Here is a 20,237-nt window from a genome sequence, read left to right on the forward strand (position 1 = left end):
CCGGGCCGCGGGCCTGATACCATCATGAAAGTCATGCGGTTCTGGGATGATCTGGGTCACCGGCATTTTTCGTGTCTTCGAGACATTAGGGTTTGACCGGCCAAAGCTGGTCGTGGGGCTTCAGGTGGCGCTGGTCGCGCTTGCGGCTTTGTGCATTGCCTGGGGCCTGCGGCTGGAGCATCCGCAGTGGGCCGCCATCACCGTCTTCCTCACGCTGCAGCCGACGCGCGGGCAGATCCTTGAGAAATCTTCTTACCGCTTTATCGGCACCATCTGCGGCTCGCTCTTTGGGGCGGCGGTGGCCTGGGCGGGGCAGGGCAATCTGGCCTTTGAGCTTTTTGCGCTCTGTTTCTGGTCGGCGGCCATGACCTGGGCGGGGGCGCTGATGCGCTCCTACCGGTCTTATGCGACGCTGCTCTCGGGCTATTCGGCGATCATTGTGATCGTGCTGAACCCGTTTAATCCCGACACGGTGCTGGATGTGGCTTTCGACCGTATTCTGACCGTGCTGATCGGGGCGCTGGCAGCGGTGCTCTGGGCGGCTTTCTCGGGCATGAAAGACGGCGGCGTCGAGGTGGGGCTGAAGGCCCGCCGCCTGGCGGCAGATACGCTGCAATCCGCGGGGCAGGCGCTGCGCGATCCCGGATCGCGCGAGATCGCAGATTTCGGAAAGCTGATGGCTGCGGCCGGCCTTTTGCGCGATGAGTTGCACACCCTGACCGCCAATGGCCGGTTCAGTGGCACCCGGCGGATCGAGCAGATGCTGGTCAGCCTTACCGATCTGCTTTTCGCCTGCTGGCAGGAGCCGCAGAATGAGGCGCTTGGCGCGACACTCGAAGAGCTTGGCACCCGGCTGCGCGGTCAGAGCGATTATGACGGCATGGCGCGGGCTTTGCGCCGGGCGCATGGGCAGACCGGAAACCGCGCGCTGGAACAGGCGCTGACGGCGCTTTCGGTCAGCATGGAGGGCTTGCAGGACCCGCGCAGCCGCCTTGATCTGAAAACCCCGGAGCGTCACCGCTATGAGCTGGACTGGAGCGGGGCGGCGCAGGGGGCTCTGCGCATTTTTCTGGTGCTCTTCCTCATCTCGCTGGGCTGGCTTTTGAGCGAAAGCCCGCTCTTTCAATATCCGCTGGTCTCAGCCGCGATCTGTGTGGCGCTGGCGACCACCGGGGTCACGCCACGGCGTAAGATGGTCGATGTGATCAAGGGCCAGGTCGCGGCCGGCCTGGTGGCGGTGCTGACAGAAGTGCTGCTCTGGCCGCTCTTTCCCACGCCGATGGGGCAGCTTTTGTGCCTGATCCCGGCGGCGCTGATCTTTGGCTTTCTGCGGGCCCACCGGTTCAGCTCTCTCTCGGCACCGGATTACTCCATCATCGTCTTCCTGCTGCTCAGCCCCGGTTATGTTCCCTATACTGAGACCTTCAGCCCGGTGCTGCGCGCCTCGATGGCGGTCGGCGGCTCACTTCTGGGCTATATGGCTTTTGTGGTGCTTTTCCCGACCGATGCGCGGGACCGGCGCAAGGCGCTGTGGCGGATGATTAAGGCGGACATGCAGCAGACCGCACGCAGCCGCAGCCTTGCGGTGACCGTCGGAGACTGGCGGCAGAGCTTTGCCGGCCGCTTTCAGCGTATCGCCCATTGGGCGGCGATTGAGCAGGGGCGCTATGAGCGTGAGGCCGTGACCATGCGCAAAGGTCTCGTCACCATGGAACTGGCCGAGATTGTCTTCATGCTGCGCGGGCTGCAGCAGCGCGCGGGCCTGAGCCCGGGTCTGCAGCGTGCCATTGCCGCCGCGCTGGAGCGGGTGGGGGTCAGCCGCACGGACACCTATGCGCTGGTGCGCTCTCTGAAGCTGCTGGCGGGGCGGCTGAAGGCGTCTGGCCTCACCGAAGAAGCGGAGCTGGTGGGCCGGGGCCTCAGCGAACTTGGCGATCTGCAAAGATTGCGCCGCGAGACGGCCCCGCAATGACAAAGGCCGCCCCCAGGGGCGGCCTTTATTACTGATAGTCAGGCAACGCGCCAGTAAAGCGGATAGCCCGGATCGAAGACGGTGACGGGACCGGCACCGGTTTCAATCTTCGCGGGGTAAACCACCGGCTCCTCGCCTTTTACCAGGGTCAGGGTACCGTCATTGACCGGCAGGCGGTAATAGGCAGGCCCGTTGAGCGAGGTGAAGTTTTCGAGCCTGTCGAGAGCGCCGTCCTCTTCAAAGACATGCGCAAGGATCGACATCGTATTGGTGGCGGTAAAGCAGCCCGCGCAGCCGCAGGCATGTTCTTTCAGCGCATCGATATGCGGTGCCGAATCGGTGCCGAGGAAGAAGCGGGCATCGCCCGAGGTTGCCGCTTCGCGCAGCGCCAGACGGTGCTCTTCGCGCTTGGCCACCGGCAGGCAGTAGTAATGCGGCTTGATCCCGCCCACGAGGATGTGGTTGCGGTTGATGACCAGGTGATGCGTCGTGATGGTGGCGGCGAGGTCTTTCTCTGCCGAGCGCACGTAATCGACGCCGTTTTTCGTGGTGATATGCTCCATCACCACGGGCAGACCGGGGGTGGCGCGGCGGATCGGCTCCAGCACTTTGTCGATGAAGACGGCTTCACGGTCGAAGATATCGACGTCATGATCAACCACCTCGCCATGCATGCAGAGCGGCAGGCCGATTTCGGCCATTTTCTCAAGCACACCGCGCACTTTATCAAAATCGCGCACACCGCCATGCGAGTTGGTGGTGGCACCGGCGGGATAGAGTTTGACCGCCTTGATCAGCCCCGAGGCCGCAGCCGCGGCCAGATCCTCAGGGTCGGTCCCTTCGGTCAGATAGAGCGTCATCAGCGGTTCAAACTGATCGCCCTCGGGAAGGGCGGCCAGGATGCGGTCGCGGTAGGCCTGCGCATCGGCACCGGTCACAACCGGCGGCACGAGGTTGGGCATAATGATCGCCCGCGCGAAATCGCGGGAGGTCTCGGGCAGAATGCCTTGCAGCATCGCGCCATCGCGCAGATGCAGGTGCCAGTCGTCGGGGCGGCGGAGCGTAATGGACTTTGTCATAAGTCTTCCGCTTACCTTAGCTCTGCGGCGCTTTCCAGCGCGATCTGGCCTCTGCCATCTCCTCTCCAGAGCGCCCGGTCAAAAGAGCATAGCGACGCTGCAGCCGGGGCTGGTCGGGATCGAGCGCCAGGGCCTGCGCCAGCATCAGCGCTTCGCGGCAGGGCTGCTCGCTGCCGGCGGCGCGGGCGGCGCGGCTTTGCAGCCAGGCCGATGAGTTGCGGCGTTGACGCCAGAGCCGCGCAAAATATGCAGGCGTCAGGCGGTCCGACATTGCGGCCTGCAGGAGAGGCTCCAGGATCGCACAGTCTGCGAGCAGGCGTTCGGGGCTGCGGCCCGCGCCGGGCATCTTCAGACGCTGCACGAAGTCTTTGTGATAAAGCGCTGAATGCATGGCATCTTCCGGCACCTCGGGGTCAAAGATGAGCGTCGCTGCGGCTGCCGCACAAAGCATATCGGGCCCATAGCCATAACGGCTGCGGAAATCGCTGCGGCGCATCTCAGGCCAGCGGTTGTCCCAGCCGGCGAGTTCGGGATCCAGTGTGGCGACAGGGGACAGCGCGAGCACGCAACTGCCCGGCGCCGCGGCGGAAAAGGCGCAGGCTGCATGGGCACCCGGGCCACTGCCATAAAAGAGCACCCGGTCATAATTTTCAAAGAAGGCCTCATCCGCCCGCGCATCCAGCCACTCCCAGAGCGAGGCCTCACGAAACCAGCCATTGGTTTCTGAGATCAGCACCAGAAGCGACCAGCCGGACTGCCGGGCGGTTCTCCAGGCCATCGGATAATCGCCGATGCTGCGCTGGCAGAGGCTTGTGAGATCGGCGAAACAGACCAGAAGATCCGTCCCGCCGGCCAGGTAAAGCGCCAGATTGTCCTGCCCCGCAGGCTCCAGAAAGCCATCCTCTCCGGCCAGGTCGCGCAGGTGCTGCAACCAGGGGGCTGGCATCGCGTCGGGTCTGTCCGAGAGGGGGGCGGGCGGCATGAGGGGTCCGGAGGCTGACAGGGCTTTGTCGCTTTCTGACCGCGCATGATGGTGCAGCGGTGCCCGGATCCTGGCAAAATTAAGAACAGATTAAATTTTTCAGAAACGATCTGTTTCGCCGACCGCGCGCGAAAGGTTCCGGCCCCGGGAGAGGGGCCGGTGAAATCGCTTACCAGTGGCCGATATTGTCCCGGCTGGCCCAGGGCTCTGCCGGAGCCAGAGCCTCGCCCTTTTGCAGCAGTTCGATCGAGACATTGTCAGGGCTGCGCACAAAGGCCATGCGACCATCGCGCGGGGGGCGGTTGATGGTCACGCCATTGGCCTCCAGATGGGTGCAGGTGGCGTAGATGTCATCCACCTCATAGGCGAGGTGACCAAAGTGGCGGCTGTCAGAGGGCAGGCCGTCATCGCCGTCCCAGTTCCAGGTCAGTTCAACCGGGCATTCGGGCTGGCCGGGCGGGGCCAGGAAGACCAGGGTGAAGCGGCCCTGTTCATTCTCAATCCGCCGGGTCTCTTCCAGGCCCAGGAGTTTGTAGAAAGCCATCGAGGCCTCAAGATCGAGGACCCGGACCATGGTGTGAAGATAGCGCAGTGCCATGAGTGTCTTCCGCTTAAGGAGGTGATGGCCTCACTTTAGCAGCCCTGTGGCGAAGGGGAAGCCGCCGGAGCCGGCTACGGCGGCGGCCCCGGGCGCTCAGCGGATGCGCAGCCACTCAGTCAGGGTGCAGCGCGGACCCTCCCCGCGCAGAACACGGCTGGAGATCAGCCGGAATTCCGCGGGATCAAAGGCAGGGAAGAAGACATCCGCCTCTTCGATCTCAAGATCGACCTCAGTGATCAGCAGACGGTCGGCATGGGGCAGGGCCTCGCGGTAGATCGAGGCACCGCCCATGGCATAGCTGCGCGCATGGCCCATCTCAGCCGCCCGGACCATTGCAGCAGCGAAAGAGGGGACGACGTGATCGCCCTCCATGGTCGAGGAGACCACGATATTGTCACGGTTCTTCAGCGGCCTGAACGGCAGGCTCTCCCAGGTGTTGCGGCCCATGATGACCGCACCACCCAGGGTCTCGCGTTTAAAAAAGGCGAGATCTTCCGGGGCGTACCAGGGAATGTCGTTGCCTTTACCGATGGCACCGTTTTTCGCGCGCGCGACGATCAGGCTCAGCATCAGACGGCCACCGGGGCTTTGATTGCCGGATCGGGGTCATAACCCTCAAACTCAAAGTCCTCGAATTTGAAGTCATAGATCGAGGTGACTTTGCGTTTGATTTTCAGTTTGGGCAGCGCCTTGGGGGTGCGCGAGAGCTGCAGATTCACCTGATCCATGTGGTTGGAATAGATATGCGCATCGCCCAGCGTATGGATGAAATCCCCGGCCTCATAGCCCGTGACATGGGCGATCATCTCCAGCAGCAGCGCATAAGAGGCGATGTTGAAAGGCACGCCCAGGAACATATCGGCCGAGCGCTGGTAAAGCTGCAGATGCAGTTTGCCGCCCAGCACGCGCAGCTGCCACATGGTGTGGCAGGGCGGCAGCGCCATCTGGTCGATCTCGGTCGGGTTCCAGGCTGAGACGATCATGCGACGGCTGTCGGGGCTGGTTTTGATCAGCTGAATCAGCTTCTCAATCTGATCGACGCCGCCTTCGGGCAGGGTGACCGGACCCGCAGGACCTTCGCCGGTGACCGAGAAGGCCCGCCACTGTTTGCCGTAAACCGGGCCGAGATCGCCGTTCTCATCGGCCCATTCGTCCCAGATCGAGACGCCGTTTTCCTTCAGATACCGGATATTGGTGTCGCCGGAGAGGAACCACAGAAGCTCATGGATGATCGATTTCAGATGCAGCTTCTTGGTGGTGACAAGGGGGAAGCCCTCGCTCAGGTCATAGCGGCTTTGCAGGCCGAAATAAGCAAGGGTGCCGGTTCCGGTGCGATCAGTGGTGGGGGTGCCCCTGTCCAGAATGGTTCTGAGGGCGTCGTGATACTGATGCATGGCGGCTCCTGTTCCGGCGTCTTGTGGCAGAGATAAACTCTCTCCCCCCTGTGGCCAAGGCCTGTCAGCCAAATGCGAGCAGCACAAGGATGCCTGCGACAATCAGCACGCAGCCCCAAGTCTCGCGCGCGGTGATCTTTTCGCGGAAGAAAAAGACGGTGGCGGCAAAGGTAAAGAGCATCTCAATCTGCGCCAGTGCCTTCACCACTGCCGCCTGTTGCAGCGTCATGGCCATGAACCAGCCGAAAGAGGCAGAAGCCCCGGCCGCCCCGGTGAAAAGCGAAACTTTCCAGGCCTTTGCGATCCGCGCCACCTCTGAGCGGTCTTTCCACAAAAGCCAGCCGCCCATGGCCAGCGTCTGCAGCGTGATGGTGCAGACAAGCGTCACCGCCGCCTGCGTCATGAAGTCAGGCCCCTGCAGCGCAAGCGATGCGCCGCGGTAGGCCACGGCAGACAGCCCGAAGAGAAGCCCTGAGGCCAGCCCGATCAGCGCATTGCGCTGAAAAACCGAAGTGACGAGGCTTTTCACCGTCAGCGCCGTATGGGCGACAGAAATCAGCATGACACCCATCACCGAGATCGCAATCGCCGCAATGGCCCCCGGCGTCACCGCCTCGCCTAAGAAAATCAGCGCGAAAAGTGCGGCCTGGGCAGGCTCCGTGCGCGAATAGGCGGTGCCGACGGCGAAATTGCGATAGGAAAACAGATGGATCAGCAGGAAGGTCGCTGCGATCTGCGCCGATGCGCCCGTCAGCACCCAAAGCGCGAACTCTGCGTTCAGCGCGGGGAGGGTGACGCCCTTGCCCCAGACGAGGGCGGCGAGAAACAGAAAGGCAAAGGGCATGCCAAAACCGAAGCGCACGAAGGTAGCGCCGGTGGTGCCCATCACGCCTTTGAGGTGCTTTTGCGCCGCCGAGCGCAGGTTTTGCAAAAAGGCAGCCGCGATGGTGATGACAATCCAGAGTTCCAAAACCGCGTCTTTCCCGCAAAGAAAAACCCGCGCGATGACCGCGCGGGCGTGTCGCTTACCCCGGGCCTCAGCCCATCCGCTCAGAGGCGTAGGAGCCGGGGCTTGCCGGGAAGACCACGGTTTTCGTGCCGTTCAGGAAAACGCGGTGATGGATATGGGCATGAATTGCGCGGCTCAGGACCGAACTTTCCACGTCACGACCCAGCGAGACGTAATCTTCCGCGCTTTGTGCATGGGTCACGCGAATCGTGTCCTGCTCAATGATCGGGCCCTCGTCGAGATCGGCGGTCACATAATGTGACGTCGCCCCGATCAGCTTCACACCGCGCTCATAGGCCTGCTTATAGGGGTTGGCGCCTTTGAAGGACGGCAGGAACGAGTGGTGAATATTGATGATCCGCCCCGACATCTTCGCGCAGAACTCATCCGAGAGGATCTGCATATAGCGCGCCAGCACCACCAGTTCGGTCCCGGTCTCGGCCACGACATCCATGATGCGCTTTTCGGCCTCAGCCTTGTTCTCTTTGGTGACGCGGATGTGGTGGAAGGGAATGTCATGGTTCACCACCACCTTCTGATAGGTCAGATGGTTCGAGACCACGCCCACGATATCAATGGGCAGCGCCCCGATGCGCCAGCGATAGAGCAGATCGTTCAGGCAATGCCCGAAGTTTGAGACCATCAGCAGCACTTTCATGCGGTGATGGCCGTCATGGATCGCCCAGTCCATCTCGAAAGGTGCCGCAACTTCGGCAAAGCCCGCCCGCAGCCCCTCCAGCGTGGTGCCGGTTTCGGGGGTAAAGCTGATGCGGGTGAAGAAGGTCTGCGTGCCAACGTCATCATATTGCGCGGCATCGGTGATATTGCAGCCCTGCTCAGCAAGGTAGCCCGAGATGGCGGCGACGATACCGCGGCGTGCCGGGCAACGGACGGTCAGAACATGGCTGGTCAAACTTCCCTCCTCGCGCCCGGGCGAGCGGGCGTCTCTTTTCAGCGTGGGTTGATATAGCGGCCTGCTGCGCCTGGCACCAGCATGCTTTCGGACAGGTGCGCCCCATTCAGCCCCGGGCAGTCCGGAGATACGAAAAAGCCCGGACGCGGGGTCCGGGCTGCGGGGGCTTCTGGGAGCCTGATCAGCGGCGAACGCGGATCAGCAGTTCGCTGTCCTGTTGGTTTGCCCGCTCACTCGCCTGTTCGCGGGCCAGCAGGCTGCGGTGCAGCACCGGCGACAGCGCCTCAGGGCTGCCGGAGCCGAAGCGGCCGTCCAGCACCGCGCTTTCACGCAGGGCAATCATTTCGGCTTCGACTTCAGTATAATAGCGGGCGTCGCGTGCGCTGTTGCGGTTGCGCAGCACACCCGCCAGAACGATCACTGCCGAAAACACCAGCCCTGCCAGCAAATAGCCCGCAGCCACCATCCCGAACGACACGCCCGAGAACAAGGCGATCAGAGCCGCGATGGTCACGGCAGCGCCGGAGAGAATAAGCAGAGCAGGGGTCATCAGAGTTTAGCCTTCCGTTCAGCAGACAGAACGGAACAGTATCCGCCCGTCCTTACATCCTAAAGTCTGTTTGTGGCGAAGATAGGGCGCAATCTGCCGCCTTTGAAGGAATCGTTAAGATTTTTTCATCCACATGGCGAAAGTTTGCCGCAGGGGGGGCAAAAATTCGCGCAGGGCGGGCAATTTGATTCAGAATATTACCAGATGAACCTCCGTCGGGTTATAAAATATCAAAAATGACGATCTGAGGGACATATTTTGTGAAGATGCGCTGTTGACGCGGCCGGTACCCGCTCATAATGTCGCCACCGAATGCAGGCGGAGGGTCAGATCAATGCTTCTTATTGTCGTAGAGACGCATAACAGGCGCATGGACCGGTAACGGAACCAGATCGGACCCATGCGCCCCCGGAGACCCCCGGGGGCGTTTTGATTTGCAGGCATTCCCACAGGCACAAGCCAAGGCACAAGCGAGGATACCATGTCGCGGACGATGACCGGAGCCAATATGGTCGTTCAGGCCCTGAAAGATCAGGGCGTCGAGGTAATTTTCGGCTATCCGGGCGGCGCTGTCCTACCGATTTACGATGCCATTTTTCAACAAAATGACATCCGTCATATTCTCGTGCGTCACGAGCAGGCGGCCGTTCACATGGCCGAGGCCTATGCGCGCTCGACCGGCAAGCCCGGCGTGGTGCTGGTGACTTCCGGCCCCGGTGCAACCAATGCGGTGACCGGGATCGTGGATGCGCTGCTTGATTCGATCCCGATCGTGGTCTTCTCGGGCCAGGTTCCGACCTTCATGATCGGCACCGACGGCTTCCAGGAAGCTGACACCGTGGGCATCACCCGCCCGGTCACCAAGATGAACTGGCTGGTGAAAGACACCGCCGATCTGTCGAAGACCATCCACCAGGCCTTCCACGTGGCGACCTCGGGCCGTCCCGGCCCGGTGCTGATCGACATTCCGAAAGATGTGCAGTTCGCCGAAGCGGTCTATACCGACCAGCGCCAGCTGGCAGAGCAGCGCTATCAGCCGCGCCTGAAGGGCGACACCGAGGCGATTACCCGTCTGGTGGAACTGATGGAAACCGCAGAGCGTCCGGTCTTCTACACCGGCGGCGGCGTGATCAACTCAGGGCCCGCGGCAAGCCAGCTGCTGCGCGAGTTTGTGGATGCCACCGGCTTTCCGATCACCTCGACCCTGATGGGTCTGGGGGCCTATCCGGCCAGCGGCAAGGGCTGGCTTGGCATGCTGGGCATGCATGGTCTTTATGAGGCCAACCTCGCAATGCATGGCTGCGATCTGATGATCAACGTCGGCGCGCGCTTTGATGACCGCATCACCGGCCGCGTGGCGGACTTCAGCCCCGGCTCGATGAAGGTACATATCGATATCGATGCCTCCTCGATCAACAAAGTGATCCGCGTGGATGTGCCGATCCTCGGCGATGTGGCCCATGTGCTGGAAGATGCGCTCCGTATCTGGAAATCGCGCGGCCGTAAGGTCAACCGCGAGGCTCTGGCGAAATGGTGGGCGCAGATCGAAGAGTGGAAAAAGGTCGACTGCCTGGCCTTCACCCAGAGCGGCAGGATCATCAAGCCGCAATACGCCCTTCAGCGCCTGCAGGAACTGACCAAAGACCATCCTGCGCGCTATATCACCACCGAGGTGGGCCAGCACCAGATGTGGGCGGCGCAATATCTGCGCTTTGATCAGCCGAACCGCTGGATGACTTCGGGCGGCCTCGGCACCATGGGCTATGGCCTGCCGGCCTCAATCGGGGTGCAGGTCGCCCATCCTGAGGCGCTGGTGATCAATATCGCAGGCGAGGCCTCCTGGCTGATGAACATGCAGGAGATGGGCACGGCCATGCAGTTTCGCGCCCCGGTCAAGCAGTTCATTCTCAATAACGAACGTCTCGGCATGGTGCGTCAGTGGCAGGAACTGCTGCATGGCGAGCGCTATTCCAACTCCTGGTCGGAAAGCCTGCCGGACTTCGTCAAGCTCGCCGAGGCCTTTGGCTGCAAGGGCATTCAGGTCTCTGACCCCGATGATCTCGATGACGCGATCCGTGAGATGCTCGCCTATGACGGCCCCGTCATTTTCGACTGCCTGGTGGAAAAACATGAGAACTGCTTCCCGATGATTCCCTCGGGCAAGCCGCATAACGAAATGCTGCTCGGTGAGGCGGAGACCCAGGGGGTCATCCAGGCCGGCGGCGCGGTTCTGGTCTGAGGGCGGGAGAGAGATCATGGCAGCTTTGAACATTCGCAAAGGCGCAACCAGCCATTCGGCCTATGATCTGCGCGATCCCAATGGTGAGCTGATCGAAAGCCACACCCTTGCGGTGATCGTCGACAATGAATCGGGCGTTCTCGCCCGGGTCATCGGCCTGTTTTCCGGTCGTGGCTACAACATCGACAGCCTCACCGTGGCCGAGGTGGACCATACCGGTCACCGCTCGCGGATCACCGTGGTGACGCGCGGCACGCCGCAGGTCATCGAGCAGATCAAGGCGCAACTGGCCCGTCTGGTCCCGGTGCATGAGGTCCATGACCTCACCGTCGAAGGCCCGAGCGTGCAGCGCGAACTGGCGCTTCTGAAAGTGGCGGGCAAGGGCGAGGCGCGGATTGAGGCCCTGCGTCTGGCCGAGATTTTCCGCGCCAATGTCGTCGACAGCACGCTCGAAAGCTTCATCTTTGAGATGACCGGCACCCCGGAGAAGATCGACGCTTTTGCCGAGCTGATGCGCCCGCTGGGCCTGATCGAAGTCGCCCGCACCGGCGTTGCCGCTCTCTCGCGCGGCGTCTGACAACGCTTCATTCACCTCCGGGCCGCCCCTGACGGGGCGGCCTTTTCCGTTCAGGGGACCGCAAAACACGCCCGACCCTGAACCGCCGCAGTCTTTGGCTTTTTCCTAAATACTCACGGGGGTCCGGGGGCCGTCAGCCCCCGGGGGCTGCCGCGCAAACTGCCGCCCGCCCGGGCACGCCCGGCCCGACTTCCTCTGCCGGCAGAGCGTCGACCTGCGCTGAAGGCCCATCTCCCTCTGAGCTCACCGCACAGTCTCACGGGCTGCGTCCGAAAAGCCATGCGCTGCAACGCCGTGCCGCCCTCGTCGGGATGCCATTTCAGGGCCGCTGCAATGCGCCTTTCCAGTCCTGCTTTCTGCCACGCCGGCAGGCCGTGAGAGCGTCTCCCGAGGCCTTCCTGTCCGACAGTCCGTCCGGATATGAAATCCACCCGCTCAAACCCCGGCCCTCCACAGCCGCCCGTTCTGCGCGCAGCCGCTCCGTAAGACCGAGCCGTCATGCATGACCCCCAAAGCACGCCCGGGATTACAACCGGTCCCACCGTCAGGCTGCGGCATTGACAATCGCTGCGGGCCTCCGCAGACCTGTGCCGATCCTCTCTGACCCCGGAGCCTGCCTCATGTTCGCCCCCGCCAGCCGACAGGCTCAGGCCATTCTTTACATGCTGCTTGCGGTCTCGGTCTTTTCCTTCATGGATGCGGTCGCCAAGACCATGGCGCAGCATTACCATCCGATGCAGGTGGTCTGGTCGCGCTATACCGGGCAGGTCGTGGTCGTCCTTTGCCTGATCGCGCCGAAACTGCTGCAATATCTGCGCACGGCGCATTTGGGCTCGCATCTCATCCGCTCGGTCTGTCAGTTCGGAGCGACGGCGTTCTTCTTCCTGGCGATGCCCTATATCGGGCTCGCAGAGGCGACGGCGATTGCAGACATCAACCCGGTTCTGATCACCCTCGGGGCGGCGGTTTTCCTTGGAGAAAAGCTCGGGCCGCGGCGGCTCGCAGGCGTTCTTGCGGCATTGATCGGAGCGCTGATTATTATCCGCCCGGGCTCGGGCGTCTTTGGCTGGGCTGCGCTTCTGCCGCTCGCCTGTGCGGTCTGCTATACTGCCAATGCACTGATCACCCGAAAAATGGGCGCGAAGGACCCGGTCTGGACGGCGCTGATCTATGCGGCGCTGACCGGCTCAGTCATCACCACCGCGACCCTGCCGACGGTATGGACCCCGGTTGCCTCTGAGCATCTTCTCGTCTTTCTGTCGATCGGGCTGATCGGCTCGGTGGGGCAGCTTTTCATGATCCGCGCCTTCATTACCGGCGAGGCGGCGGTGATCGCGCCTTTCGCTTATGTGGGCCTTCTCTGCGCCACCTTCTGGGGCTGGCTCTTCTTTGGAGAGATGCCCGATCTCTGGACCGGGGTGGGTGCGCTTGTGATCGTAGTCTCGGGTATTTATGTGTGGCACCGTGAGACCCGCAGCGCCCAGGGGCGTGACTGACCGGGTCGGGTCGCATGGGACAGGATGATGCCGAAGTTTAAGCACAGGGTAGTGAACGCAGTTCTGCGTGCAGTGATCGGTCTGTCGCTGGCGCTGCCCTATCGGATGCGGGTGCCGCTCTTTGGCTGGGTGGTCTCGCGGGTGGTGGCCCCGATTGCGGGCTGGAACCGTCGTGTACGCGACAATCTTGCGCTCGTCTGGCCTGAACTTCCGAAGTCAGAGGTCCGCCGTCTGATGCGTGAGGTCCCCGACAACGTGGGCCGCACGATCATTGAGATTTACTCCGGCAAAGAGTTCATCGAACGCACCGCCGCCGTTCCGCCCGTGGGCGAGGGGGTGGCCGCGCTGGATGCCGCGCGGGATGCCGGGCGGCCGGTCATTCTGGTGACCGGGCATTTCGGCAATTACGACGCATCGCGGGCCGCGATGGGGGCGAGGGGCATTCAGGTCGGCGCACTTTATATGCCGATGGTGAACAAGCTCTTTAATGCGCATTACGAAGAGGCGATCGGGAATATCTCGCGTCCGCTCTTTCCGCGCAGCCCGCGGGGTCTGGGGCAGATGGTGCGCTTTCTGCGCGGCGGTGGCGTGCTGGGCATGCTGGTCGATCACCATATGTCACATGGCATGACGCTGGGCTTTTTCGGGCATGAGGCCAAGACCGCGCTTTCGGCGGCCGAAATGGCGCTGAAATATGATGCGCTGTTGATTCCCACCTATGGCATCCGCCAGCCGGACGGGCTGAATTTTCAGATCGTTGTTGAAGCGCCGATCCCGCATACCACCCCCGAAGAGATGACCCAGGCGCTCAATGACAGCCTGGAGGCGCTTGTGCGCCGCCATCCGGAGCAGTGGTTCTGGATCCACCGTCGCTGGAAAGGCGCAGGCGCCCCGCTCATCGGCGAAGAGGCTTAAGCAAGTCTTGCAGCGGCCTGCAAATTTGCCCAAATGTCGCTGACATGCAGGCGATAGAGTGAGGCGAAGATGCGTGGTCCGCGGTATACCCCCCTGGTGGCAGAACTGCCCTCTCTGGTGCCCTTCGTCGGCCCTGAAACCCAGGAGCGCGCAAAGGGTGCCGCCTTTGCTGCCCGTCTTGGTGCCAATGAAAGCGGCTATGGCCCCTCACCGCTGGCCGTGAAGGCCATGGCGGAGGCGGCTTCGTCCTGCTGGATGTACGGCGATCCGGAAAACTTCGACCTGCGTGAGGCTCTGGCCGCAAAGCATGGCGTGTCGCGCAGCAATATCGTTGTGGGCGAGGGGATCGACGGTCTGCTGAATTATCTGGTGCGCATGATGGTTGGGCCGGGGGATGCGGTGGTCACCTCTGACGGGGCCTATCCGACCTTCAACTTCCATGTGACCGGATTTGGCGGCCAGCTTCACAAGGTGCCCTATGACGGCAATCACGAAGATCCTGCTGCGCTGATCGCTAAGGCGGCAGAGGTTTCGGCAAAGCTGATCTATCTGGCCAATCCCGACAATCCTATGGGCTCCTGGCATGAGGCGGCGGTCATTCAGCAGATGATCGACACCGTGCCCGACGGCAGCCTTCTGGTGCTGGATGAAGCCTATATCGAGCTTGCGCCCGAGGGCACGGCTCCGGCGATCGATCCGGCAGACCCGCGGGTGATCCGCATGCGAACCTTCTCAAAAGGGCAGGGCATGGCGGGGGCGCGCGTGGGCTATGCCATCGCGCATGAGGATCTGATCCGCAGCTTTGACAAAGTGCGCAATCACTTCGGCATGAGCCGCATTGCCCAGGCCGGGGCGCTGGCGGCGCTGGCCGATCCGGACTGGATCACGCAGGTGCGTGCGAAGGTTGACGCCTCAAAGGCAGAGATTGCCCGGATCGCACAGCAAAACGGCCTGACCCCGCTGCCCTCGGCCACGAATTTTCTGACCATTGACTGCGGAGCGGGGGGCGATCTGGCCCGCGCCATCGTGCGTGAGCTGGGACAGCGCGGGATCTTCATCCGCATGCCGTTTGTTGCGCCGCATGACCGCTGTATCCGCATCAGCTGCGGCACTGAGGCGGATCACGCGGCCCTTGAGGCTGCGCTGCCAGAGGCCCTCTCCGCCGCGCGCGCCTCGCTTTAACCGCAAGGCTCCACAGTTTCCGGCTCCTCCCGAAAGAGGGGCCGCTCCTTTGCGCTCATCGGCCCGGCAGGGGCCGCCGTTGAAGGGCGCTAAGGGCAGGTGCGATCCTGTCCGGCTCAGGCCGGCCGTCCTGCCGCTCCGGCAGGTTTCACGAAAATCCCTCCCCATCACAGCGCAACCTGCGAAGGGTGCCGGCACCGGTGCTTTCCCTTGCATCCGGACGGCGGCCCCGCCACTCTCGCGGCGGGAGAGAGGGGTTTTTTATGAAAATGGGGATATTGGCCCTGGTTCTGGGCTATGTGATGTCACAATTCTACCGTGCCTTTCTGGCGGTGCTGGCCCCTGCGCTGGCGCTGGATCCGGGGGTGACGGAAGGGGAACTGGCCACGGCATCAAGCTTTTTCTTTCTGGCTTTTGCGGCGGTGCAGATCCCGGTCGGCATGGCGCTTGACCGCTGGGGGCCGCGGCGTACGGTTTCGCTTCTGCTGGCCCTTGGCGGGGCGGGCGGGGCGTGGTGGCTGGCCTTTGCGCAAAGCGCGGGCGATGTCTATGTCGCCATGCTGCTGATCGGGACAGGCTGCGCGCCGGTCCTGATGGGCTCGATGTATATTTTTGCGCGCAATTATCCGGCGGCGGTCTTCGGCACGCTGAGCGGCGTGCTGATCGGGGTCGGCAGCCTTGGAAATCTCGGCGCGGCGCTGCCGCTGTCGCTGGCGGCAGAAGCGCTGGGCTGGCGGGTGGCCATGGGCTTTCTGGGCTGTGTCACGGCTCTGGCCGCGCTGGGTGTGGTGATCTTCGTGCGCGACCCCCTTCGGGCAGAGGTTCCCCCCGGCGGCGGCAGCTGGCGGAGCATTCTGCGCCAGCCCGCGCTTTGGGGCGTCTTTATCATGATCGCGGTCGGCTATGCTCCGGCTGCCACCATGCGGGGCATCTGGGGCGGGCCCTATTTCACCAAAGTCTATGAGGCTGATGCGGCCGGGACCGGCACATATATGCTTCTGATGGGTGTGGCGATGACCCTTGGAAGCTTTCTCTATGGCCCGATTGAACGGCTGATCAAAAGCCGCAAAAAGGTGATCCTGGGGGGCAATCTGATGGGCTTTGTGGCCATGTCGGTGTTGTGGTGGAACCCGCAGCCCGGCCTTGGGCTGGCGGTCTCGCTTGTGACGCTCTCGGGATTTTTCGGCACGGCTTTTGCGCTGATCATGGCGCATGGGCGGGCGTTCTTTCCGCCGCATATGGTGGGTCGCGGGGTGACGCTTCTGAACCTGTGCAGCATCGGCTGCACGGGGCTTGTGCAATTTGCCACCCGGCCGATCTATGAGGCGGCGGTGGCCACCGGCGGCAGCCTCGCCGGTTTTCAGGCGATCTTTGGCTTTCTGGCGCTGATCCTGGGTTTTGGCTGTCTGGCCTATGCCCTGCTGTCGCCGGACCGGACGGATTAAGTCCTTTCCGCCTCACGTCAAAAGGCCCCCTCGGGGGCCTTTTCGCTGGCAGAGCGTGGTGGCAGCCTGCCTCGCGGATCAGAACGGCACGTCACTCGCCGCATCGGCGGAGACGACATAGGAGGACATCACATGTTTGCTTCCGGCTTTGTCGAACTCCACGCCGAGTTTGTCGCCTTCGGCAGAGACCACGGTGCCATAGCCGAATTTCTGATGGAACACCCGCGCACCGGGGTCGAAATCGGGCATGATCTCGCCGTTCAGCGCGGCAGGCGGCGTGATTTTGCGCGGCGGCGTTGCGGGCTTTGCGCTTTGCGCCTGCAGGCGGCGCCAGCCCGGCGAGTTATAGACATTGGCCTCTGAGGCCCGCGCCTCGATACCGCTTTTGCCATAAGAGGGGGCAGCCGCCCCATAGCCGCCGCCGTAAAGCCCCGGCGCGGTCAGCACATCGACATGCTCCTCGGGCAGCTCATCGATGAAGCGCGAGGGCAGCTGGCTTTGCCACTGGCCAAAGACCCGGCGGTTCGCTGCAAAAGAGATCGTGCAGAGCTGCTCAGCCCGGGTGATGCCGACATAGGCCAGACGGCGCTCTTCTTCGAGGCCACGGTTGCCCGTCTCATCGAGCGAGCGCTGCGAGGGGAAAATCCCCTCCTCCCAGCCGGGCAGCCAGACGGCGGGAAACTCCAGCCCCTTGGCACCATGCAGCGTCATGATGGTGATCTTCTCAGAGGCCTCGTCCTTTTCATTGTCCATGATCAGGGCGACATGCTCAAGGAAGCCCTGCAGGCTTTCAAACTCCTCAAGGGCCTTCACAAGCTCTTTCAGGTTCTCCAGACGGCCCTCAGCCTCGGGGGTTTTGTCGTTCTGCCACATCGAGATATAGCCGGAGTCTTCCAGCATTTTCTCGGCCAGACGGATGTGATTGTGATCGCGGTGCGGGGCCGCATCGGGCACCACCGGCCCAATCACCAGATCTTCCGCAAGGACGGGGCGGGCGTTCAGCACCTCCTCATGCCAGCGGTCCATGTCCTGGACGAACTTGCGCAAAGCAGCGCCGCCCTTACCGCCGAGCATGCCCCCCTCGACCACACGCCGCGCGCCCGACAGAAGCGGCTCCTCATGGCTGCGGGCCACATCGCGGATCAGGCTTTGCGCCTTATCGCCAAGCCCGCGCTTGGGGGTGTTCACGATCCGCTCAAAGGCCAGATCATCTGAAGGCGTGATGGCCAGGCGGAAATAGGCCATGGCATCGCGGATCTCGAGCCGCTCATAAAAGCGCGGACCGCCGATGACGCGGTAGGGCAGGCCGATGGTCAGGAAACGATCCTCAAAGGCGCGCATCTGATGCGAGGCGCGCACGAGGATCGCCTGATCGTTCAGACCCACCACGCCCTGGGGGCGGCGGCCCTGCGACAGGGCTTCGGCCTCTTCGCCGATCCAGCGGGCCTCTTCTTCACCGTCCCAATGGCCGATCAGCCGGACCTTCTCGCCCTCAGCCTGATCGGTCCAGAGGGTTTTGCCGAGCCGTTCGCGGTTGCCGGAGATCACCGAAGAAGCGGCCGCCAGGATATGCGGGGTTGAGCGGTAGTTCTGCTCCAGCCGGATGACCTGGGGGCCGGCGCGGCCCTTGTCTTCATCGGCGGCGAAGTCCTTCTCGAAGCGCAGGATATTGCCCACCTCTGCGCCGCGCCAGCCGTAGATCGACTGGTCGTCATCGCCGACGCAGCAGATGTTGCGATAGCCCTGGGCCAGCAGCCTGAGCCAGAGATACTGCGCGACGTTAGTATCCTGATATTCGTCCACCAGGATATAGCGGAACCACTGCTGATAGCGACCGAGCACATCGGGATGCTGCAGAAAGATCGTCAGACAGTGCAGCAGCAGGTCGCCGAAATCGCAGGCGTTCAGATCCTTCAGGCGGTTCTGGTAGTCTTTGTAAAGCGTGATCCCGAGGCGGTTGAACTCGGTCGCTTCCGCCGCCGAGACCTGCTCGGGCGTCCAGCCGCGGTTCTTCCAGTGATCGATCAGCGAGGCGAGTTGCCGGGCAGGCCATTTCTTCTCATCAATGCCGCGGGCAATGATGACCTGTTTCATCAGGCGCAGCTGATCATCGGTGTCGAGAATGGTAAAGCTGCTGTTCAGCCCCACCAGTTCGGCGTGACGGCGCAGGATTTTCACCGCGACCGAGTGGAAGGTGCCAAGCCAGGACATCCCCTCAATCGCCTGACCCATCAGGCGGCCGATGCGGTCTTTCATCTCCCGCGCGGCTTTATTGGTGAAGGTCACCGCCAGCACCTCATGGGGCCGCGCCTTGCCGGTGTTGAGCAGATGCGCGATCCGGGTCGTCAGCACCCGGGTCTTGCCGGTGCCCGCGCCCGCAAGCACCAGGACCGGACCATCCAGCGCCTCAACAGCCGCCCGCTGCGCGGCGTTCAGCCCCTCAAGATAAGGGGCAGGGCGCTGCGCCATCATGGCGCGCTGGCTGAGGGGCAAAGAGGTCTCGGTCATTGGCATATCCCGGCTTGTTGCCGCCAATATAGCGCCTCATACGCCAAGGGGAAGCCCACGTTCCCTGAATGTTCCGGGTCTGCGGCGGTTAATCCGCCGATTTCCGGACCAGTTCCCAGCCGAAGCGGCCCAGAAAGACGGTGACGATGATCCGCACCACATGATGCAGCGTCACATAGACTGCCGAGAGGTTCAATGAGATGGCCACCAGCGCCATCTCGGTCACGCCGCCGGCGGCGAAGGCCAGCACCACGGCGGAGACCGGCTGCCCGGCCGCAGGCGCCAGCACCAGCCCGAGGATCAGCGCCAGTGTCAGCGTCATGGTGATATAGACAAATGAGAGTTTCACCGCCGCCCAGATCCGCGACAGCGCAAAGCCCGCAAAGCGCATACCGAGGGTCGTGCCCACCACAAACTGTGTCAGCTGAATGGTCCAGCCCGGCGGGACGGCAGCGGTCAGCCCCATGGCATGGGCCAGGCCGGAAAGGGTCATGGGACCAACCAGAACGGCGGCGGGCAGCCCGATGGCGCGGCCCCCGAAATAGCCCGCGATGGCGCAGAAGGCGAGAATGGCAACATCCACGACACCCAGCGGCGCCGCGGACCCCGGCATTTCCACGCCCGCCGATGATCCGACCGCATGGCCCGCGATGAAGGAAAAGAGGATCGGCACCAGCAGAATGCACAGGATCAGCCGCAAAAACTGCAGGATCGACAGCATGGCCATATCGGCCCCGCGCTCCTGGCCCATCTCCATGGCCTCAATGAAGCCGCCGGGCATGGCGGCGAAATAGGCGGTGGCAGGCTCTGTGCGGCCAAAGCGGCGGTAAAGCTGATAGCCAAGGAAATGCGCCAGCGGCACATAAAGAAAGACGGCGAGGACCGTGGGCCACCAGGTGGCCAGCTGGGCGATGAAATCTTCCGGAACGCCGCCGATGGCCGTGCCGACGATCGGCAGCAGCACCATACGCCATTTCTCCGGCACACGCGGGTGCTCACCAAAGAGCTTCAGACCCAGCGCCGAGGCGATCCCCACCGCCAGCAGCGAGCCCAGCATCATCGGCAGCGGCAGCCCCAGCGCCATGGCGATCAGACTGCCCGCCAGCCCCAGCGCATAGCTCGCCAGAATCACCGAGGGCCGTTGCCCGTACAGATATTTTTTGAGTCTCATCGCCGCGTCCCCTTAGCAAAGGCATCCCCCGCCGCATCGGGAAGTGCAAGGCCGAACCCGCAAAACCCGCAGCGCGCGTGAAGCAAAGCCGCGCGCCGCCCTTGCAGCGGGCGAAAGCGGCAAGGCTGCCTGAAAGTCACAGGGGAGAGGGAGCGCCCGATTGCGGTATGGCGCATTGCGGTGCCTGCTCCTCCGACGCCCGGT

17 protein-coding genes are annotated in these 20,237 nt (G+C 63.0%); 7 read left to right on the forward strand and 10 right to left on the reverse strand.

What is annotated here, in order from left to right; all coding sequences use genetic code 11:
• Positions 1–46 precede the first annotated feature (46 nt).
• Positions 47–1,972, forward strand: a complete 1,926-nt coding sequence (locus EP867_RS10330) for an FUSC family protein (protein ID WP_128488851.1) — start codon at positions 47–49, stop codon at positions 1,970–1,972.
• 38 nt (positions 1,973–2,010) lie between these two features.
• Here EP867_RS10330 and pyrC read toward each other — a convergent pair whose 3' ends face one another.
• The 8 genes from pyrC to EP867_RS10370 form a co-directional block, all read right to left on the reverse strand.
• Positions 2,011–3,051 carry a dihydroorotase gene (gene pyrC / locus EP867_RS10335; protein ID WP_128488853.1) on the reverse strand — a complete coding sequence of 347 codons (1,041 nt, stop codon included), beginning with the start codon at positions 3,049–3,051 and terminating at the stop codon, positions 2,011–2,013.
• A gap of 16 nt (positions 3,052–3,067) precedes the next feature.
• Entirely contained in the window at positions 3,068–3,997 is a 930-nt protein-coding gene (locus tag EP867_RS10340; protein ID WP_128488855.1) for a phosphoadenosine phosphosulfate reductase, read from the reverse strand.
• A 205-nt stretch (positions 3,998–4,202) separates the two neighbouring features.
• Positions 4,203–4,631 carry a VOC family protein gene (locus tag EP867_RS10345; protein ID WP_128488857.1) on the reverse strand — a complete coding sequence of 143 codons (429 nt, stop codon included), beginning with the start codon at positions 4,629–4,631 and terminating at the stop codon, positions 4,203–4,205.
• Positions 4,632–4,727: 96 nt separating this feature from the next.
• Positions 4,728–5,204: a dihydrofolate reductase gene (locus EP867_RS10350; protein ID WP_128488859.1), complete on the reverse strand. Its 477-nt coding sequence runs from the start codon at positions 5,202–5,204 to the stop codon at positions 4,728–4,730.
• On the reverse strand, positions 5,204–6,028 hold the full coding sequence (locus tag EP867_RS10355; protein ID WP_128488861.1) for a thymidylate synthase: 825 nt from the start codon (positions 6,026–6,028) through the stop codon (positions 5,204–5,206). Before EP867_RS10355 ends, EP867_RS10350 begins: the two co-directional genes overlap by 1 nt.
• A 64-nt stretch (positions 6,029–6,092) precedes the next feature.
• Positions 6,093–6,998: an EamA family transporter gene (locus tag EP867_RS10360; protein WP_128488863.1), complete on the reverse strand. Its 906-nt coding sequence runs from the start codon at positions 6,996–6,998 to the stop codon at positions 6,093–6,095.
• A 67-nt stretch (positions 6,999–7,065) separates the two neighbouring features.
• Entirely contained in the window at positions 7,066–7,950 is an 885-nt protein-coding gene (gene purU, locus EP867_RS10365; RefSeq protein ID WP_128488866.1) for a formyltetrahydrofolate deformylase, read from the reverse strand.
• Positions 7,951–8,131: 181 nt separating this feature from the next.
• A complete protein-coding gene (locus EP867_RS10370) occupies positions 8,132–8,500 on the reverse strand; it encodes a hypothetical protein (RefSeq protein ID WP_128488868.1) in 369 nt (122 codons plus the stop codon).
• A 481-nt stretch (positions 8,501–8,981) separates the two neighbouring features.
• Between EP867_RS10370 and EP867_RS10375 the strand changes: the two genes are divergently transcribed.
• The 6 genes from EP867_RS10375 (at position 8,982) to EP867_RS10400 (ending at position 16,354) form a co-directional block, all read left to right on the forward strand.
• Positions 8,982–10,739: an acetolactate synthase 3 large subunit gene (locus tag EP867_RS10375; RefSeq protein WP_128488870.1), complete on the forward strand. Its 1,758-nt coding sequence runs from the start codon at positions 8,982–8,984 to the stop codon at positions 10,737–10,739.
• A 16-nt stretch (positions 10,740–10,755) separates the two neighbouring features.
• Complete coding sequence (ilvN, locus tag EP867_RS10380; RefSeq protein WP_128488872.1) at positions 10,756–11,316, forward strand: acetolactate synthase small subunit; 561 nt, start codon at positions 10,756–10,758, stop codon at positions 11,314–11,316.
• Positions 11,317–11,936: 620 nt separating this feature from the next.
• Positions 11,937–12,812 (forward strand): DMT family transporter, encoded by an 876-nt coding sequence (locus tag EP867_RS10385; RefSeq protein ID WP_128488874.1) that lies wholly within the window; start codon positions 11,937–11,939, stop codon positions 12,810–12,812.
• A gap of 27 nt (positions 12,813–12,839) precedes the next feature.
• Positions 12,840–13,727 (forward strand): lysophospholipid acyltransferase family protein, encoded by an 888-nt coding sequence (locus EP867_RS10390; protein ID WP_241656884.1) that lies wholly within the window; start codon positions 12,840–12,842, stop codon positions 13,725–13,727.
• A gap of 69 nt (positions 13,728–13,796) precedes the next feature.
• Positions 13,797–14,909 carry a pyridoxal phosphate-dependent aminotransferase gene (locus EP867_RS10395; RefSeq protein ID WP_128488878.1) on the forward strand — a complete coding sequence of 371 codons (1,113 nt, stop codon included), beginning with the start codon at positions 13,797–13,799 and terminating at the stop codon, positions 14,907–14,909.
• 263 nt (positions 14,910–15,172) lie between these two features.
• The gene (locus EP867_RS10400) at positions 15,173–16,354 is read left to right on the forward strand and encodes an MFS transporter (protein ID WP_128488880.1); all 1,182 of its coding nucleotides are present in this window, start codon (positions 15,173–15,175) and stop codon (positions 16,352–16,354) included.
• Positions 16,355–16,432: 78 nt separating this feature from the next.
• Here the strand turns inward: EP867_RS10400 and EP867_RS10405 are convergent, their stop codons facing one another.
• Positions 16,433–18,862, reverse strand: a complete 2,430-nt coding sequence (locus EP867_RS10405; RefSeq protein WP_241656885.1) for an ATP-dependent helicase — start codon at positions 18,860–18,862, stop codon at positions 16,433–16,435.
• A gap of 88 nt (positions 18,863–18,950) precedes the next feature.
• A complete protein-coding gene (locus tag EP867_RS10410; RefSeq protein ID WP_128488884.1) occupies positions 18,951–20,033 on the reverse strand; it encodes an AbrB family transcriptional regulator in 1,083 nt (360 codons plus the stop codon).
• Positions 20,034–20,237 lie beyond the last annotated feature (204 nt).

It is taken from the genome of Falsigemmobacter intermedius (assembly GCF_004054105.1).
Lineage (GTDB): Bacteria > Pseudomonadota > Alphaproteobacteria > Rhodobacterales > Rhodobacteraceae > Wagnerdoeblera > Wagnerdoeblera intermedia.

What these genes read in the sequence shown, in the direction of transcription:
- EP867_RS10330 (WP_128488851.1), top strand. Translation starts at nt 47, where the DNA reads ATGATCTGGGTCACCGGCATTTTTCGTGTCTTCGAGACATTAGGGTTT.
- pyrC (WP_128488853.1), bottom strand. Translation starts at nt 3,051, where the DNA reads ATGACAAAGTCCATTACGCTCCGCCGCCCCGACGACTGGCACCTGCAT.
- EP867_RS10340 (WP_128488855.1), bottom strand. Translation starts at nt 3,997, where the DNA reads ATGCCAGCCCCCTGGTTGCAGCACCTGCGCGACCTGGCCGGAGAGGAT.
- EP867_RS10345 (WP_128488857.1), bottom strand. Translation starts at nt 4,631, where the DNA reads ATGGCACTGCGCTATCTTCACACCATGGTCCGGGTCCTCGATCTTGAG.
- EP867_RS10350 (WP_128488859.1), bottom strand. Translation starts at nt 5,204, where the DNA reads ATGCTGAGCCTGATCGTCGCGCGCGCGAAAAACGGTGCCATCGGTAAA.
- EP867_RS10355 (WP_128488861.1), bottom strand. Translation starts at nt 6,028, where the DNA reads ATGCATCAGTATCACGACGCCCTCAGAACCATTCTGGACAGGGGCACC.
- EP867_RS10370 (WP_128488868.1), bottom strand. Translation starts at nt 8,500, where the DNA reads ATGACCCCTGCTCTGCTTATTCTCTCCGGCGCTGCCGTGACCATCGCG.
- EP867_RS10375 (WP_128488870.1), top strand. Translation starts at nt 8,982, where the DNA reads ATGTCGCGGACGATGACCGGAGCCAATATGGTCGTTCAGGCCCTGAAA.
- ilvN (WP_128488872.1), top strand. Translation starts at nt 10,756, where the DNA reads ATGGCAGCTTTGAACATTCGCAAAGGCGCAACCAGCCATTCGGCCTAT.
- EP867_RS10385 (WP_128488874.1), top strand. Translation starts at nt 11,937, where the DNA reads ATGTTCGCCCCCGCCAGCCGACAGGCTCAGGCCATTCTTTACATGCTG.
- EP867_RS10390 (WP_241656884.1), top strand. Translation starts at nt 12,840, where the DNA reads ATGCCGAAGTTTAAGCACAGGGTAGTGAACGCAGTTCTGCGTGCAGTG.
- EP867_RS10395 (WP_128488878.1), top strand. Translation starts at nt 13,797, where the DNA reads ATGCGTGGTCCGCGGTATACCCCCCTGGTGGCAGAACTGCCCTCTCTG.
- EP867_RS10400 (WP_128488880.1), top strand. Translation starts at nt 15,173, where the DNA reads ATGAAAATGGGGATATTGGCCCTGGTTCTGGGCTATGTGATGTCACAA.
- EP867_RS10405 (WP_241656885.1), bottom strand. Translation starts at nt 18,862, where the DNA reads ATGACCGAGACCTCTTTGCCCCTCAGCCAGCGCGCCATGATGGCGCAG.
- EP867_RS10410 (WP_128488884.1), bottom strand. Translation starts at nt 20,033, where the DNA reads ATGAGACTCAAAAAATATCTGTACGGGCAACGGCCCTCGGTGATTCTG.